The organism is Bradyrhizobium genomosp. I (2014) (assembly GCF_000261685.1).
Taxonomy (GTDB): domain Bacteria; phylum Pseudomonadota; class Alphaproteobacteria; order Rhizobiales; family Xanthobacteraceae; genus Bradyrhizobium.
The window spans coordinates 1-2,995 of the sequence record NZ_AJQE01000459.1 but is presented as its reverse complement, the minus strand read 5'-3'; the positions used below and the strand labels follow the sequence as shown (position 1 = coordinate 2,995).

Here is a 2,995-nt window from a genome sequence, read left to right as displayed (position 1 = left end):
CCTGTCCAAATTTGTGGAGCCGGCTCTGCTTTCGCCCCCTCTGGCCTTCCAGCTTCAGGGTAATTAGCTAGGTATGAGATGTGGGTAATTGAAAGAGCTAACTCAGGCAGACCACATGTTTCCCATTCACAATATCTTCCCGAAAGAGATGGCGATAATCGGCCGCACCCTGCTGAATTACGGCGAGCTTGAACTCGACCTGATGAATTGCATCCAGGTCGTCCGCCAATACGACATGAACTCCATCTTGAAGGCGTTTCAGGATTCGGGGAGAGAAGAGCCGCATTCAGATCGCGGACGCTCTGGGCCGCGTACCCGAGCAGACACACATGCGACCTAGACGGGACGTCAGCGTCTCAGTCGCATTCCCGCGAGCGCTCCGGCAAAAAGTACATTCAACTGGTGCCCGTGCAAATGCAGCCTACGCAGCGATCTTGTCTTCCTTGTCTGCGCCGCGCATGACGATCCTCAGGGCGTCGTTGGGCAGCGGGCGCTGCAGCGCCTTTGCCTCATCCCAGGGAGTGTGCATCCAGATGTCGCGCTCCTCCTCGGTGGTCAGGATCACGGGCATTGCTTTCGGATGGATCGGCTCGACGACCGCATTGGGTGACGTCGTCAGGAAGCCGTAGACAAGGTGGGGCCGGGGATCGGCTTCGACTTGGTGCCGCGGTCGCCTCTGAACTCGGTCCAGATGCCGCCGAAGCAGAACAGCGGCCGGCTCTCCTCGAGCGCGAACCAAACCACATCTTTCTTCTTCGTCTCGGGATTTGGCGGTACTGTCCAGAATCTTTCGCACTTTTGATCAGGCGACGGCTCCGGTTTCAGAGAGTTGTGGCTGATAGAGCGGTCGCATGTTCATGTAGCATTTGGTCGACCACGCCGTTCCGGCAATGTGCCGCAGCCGGGCCGCCGCCAAATTGAGACAGGATTGACCGTCGGGGAAGGCGCCGACGACACGGGTTCGTCGCCGGATCTCCTTCATGATGCGCTCGAGCGGATTGTTCGTTCGAATCTTCCGCCAATGGATGTCAGGAAAGGCATAGTAGGCGAGCGTCTCGTGAACCGCCTGCTCGACGAGATCAGCAGCTTTGGCCATACGGCTTGCCCGCAGATCCGCGATGACGGTCCTGGCTTTCTCGTCGGCCGCGGCGCGGCTCTCCTGGGCATGAATGGCCTTGAGCATGTGGCTCACCTCGTGGACCCGGGTCGACGGCACGTGGCTGAAGACATTGCGATAAAAATGCACCATGCAGCGTTGATAGCGGGCCTCCGGCAGATAATCCGCAACGCTTTCGACAAGACCTCGGCACGCATCGGAAACCACCAACTGCACGCCCCTGAGACCGCGATCGACGAGATGCCGCAGAAACGAGGACCAGCCGGATTTGTCCTCCTTGGCGCCCTCACAGATGCCGAGGATCTCCCGGAACCCCTCAGCATTGACCGCCGAGGCCACTAGCAGCGACACGTTGCGAACCTCACCAGCCCAGCTGCGCTTCATCACGATGCCGTCGAGGTAGAGATACGGATGCTCGCCTTCGATCCTGCGATTCCGCCGCGCCTCGATCTTGGTATAGATCTTCTTGTTCAGGTTCGACACTGTGCTCGGGCTGACCCGGGTGCCCCACAGCGCCTCCGTGATGTCTTCGACCCGCCGAACCGAAATCCCGGCCAGATACATCTCGATCAGCGCCTCCTCGACCGAGCTCTCCCGCCTCCAGTAGCGCTCGATAATCGCCGTCTCGAAGGTTTGCCGACGTAGCTTCGGAACCTTCAGATTGACGTCGCCCGCCTTGGTCTGCAGCGTTCGCTCGTAGCTGCCTGCCCGCGTGTCCTGCCGGGCCGGGCTGCGCTCATAACGCCCAGCACCGCACAGCTGGTCCGCTTCGGCCTCCAGCATGGCGTTCAGTGTCTCTTCCACCGTCCCGCGGACCATCTCGCCCAGGTGATCTCGAATCCGGGCCTCATCAATTTGGATCACCTGACCCATGGCATTCCCATCGTTCATTCAAAGCTCCTTCATTCTAGAGGAAGCCGTCAATCCTGAAAGTGCGAAAGACTCTGTACGTTACCGAATGCAAAGCAGTTTTGAGATGGCGTGCAATCTTTTGACAAACATTTACGGGGCAATGCAATGAGTTCGAAAAACATCAGAATTTCATCGACATCGGTGACCAGACAGGAATGGCGTGCTGTCGACGCAGTCGTTAACACCAAGGGCAGAGATGCAACATCGTTTCATGCCGAACCGAGTGCCGCAGTAGTTACCGAACGCAGATTAGCAAGTCTGGGGCCTTCACAAAAATTACCGTCTCAATCGAGCCGGCCAATGTGTCGACGCGACAAGCGATCCGCCGGCTGAATGATGAACTGGAGGGGCGAGTCTCACCTTCGGATACGTTCGCATCCAAAACTGCATCCTGATCCGCGCTCATGCTTGGCCCATGCACTTTGCATATGAGACAACGGCGTTCTCGAGCACGGAGTTGATGCAAGGGGACGTTCTGCGAAGGACGCTAGAGCTGGATGCTCTACTGGAGGCAGTTCATCCTCATTTTTTCCACCATCCGAAGAACTTATTCTTCATCGTGCTAACGCAAAGTTGCGACCTAGTACCTCGCGGGCCAGCGGGCGGATGCAAGGCACCGTACATTGCCATTGCACCGGTGCGCAGTCTCGAATTGGTCGTAGAACGACAGGTCGGTCAATTCCAGGCTCCTGCTGTGAAATCCGATCTCCCTATCGTTGGACTTCGGGCGAGAAATAAGATCTCGGAGTTTATGGGCCGGCTTTTGAATTACAACGAGCCTGGCTATTTCTTTCTGGATTCCGAGGGCACAGATCTCAGGTAGACTGCATAGCGTTTCTCAAACTTTCCATCGCTGTGAAGGCCGATCTCCACCTAGCAACCTGCGTTGCGGCGAAGATCTTGCAATTGACAGACACGTTTCAGGCAAAACTTGGTTGGCTAGGGTCTGTACCTAAATAGCGCCAC

2 protein-coding genes and 1 pseudogene are annotated in these 2,995 nt (G+C 57.2%); 1 reads left to right on the top strand and 2 read right to left on the bottom strand.

Annotated elements, in window-relative coordinates; translation table 11 throughout:
• Positions 1–115: 115 nt before the first annotated feature.
• A complete protein-coding gene (locus IC50_RS37910) occupies positions 116–340 on the top strand; it encodes a hypothetical protein (RefSeq protein ID WP_018647460.1) in 225 nt (74 codons plus the stop codon).
• 81 nt (positions 341–421) lie between these two features.
• Here IC50_RS37910 and IC50_RS37905 read toward each other — a convergent pair.
• Both IC50_RS37905 and IC50_RS37900 read right to left on the bottom strand, forming a co-directional pair.
• Positions 422–771, bottom strand: a pseudogene (locus tag IC50_RS37905) (SOS response-associated peptidase family protein); the annotation flags it as partial.
• 31 nt (positions 772–802) lie between these two features.
• Complete coding sequence (locus IC50_RS37900) at positions 803–1,990, bottom strand: IS256 family transposase (protein ID WP_174719465.1); 1,188 nt, start codon at positions 1,988–1,990, stop codon at positions 803–805.
• Positions 1,991–2,995: the final 1,005 nt, after the last annotated feature.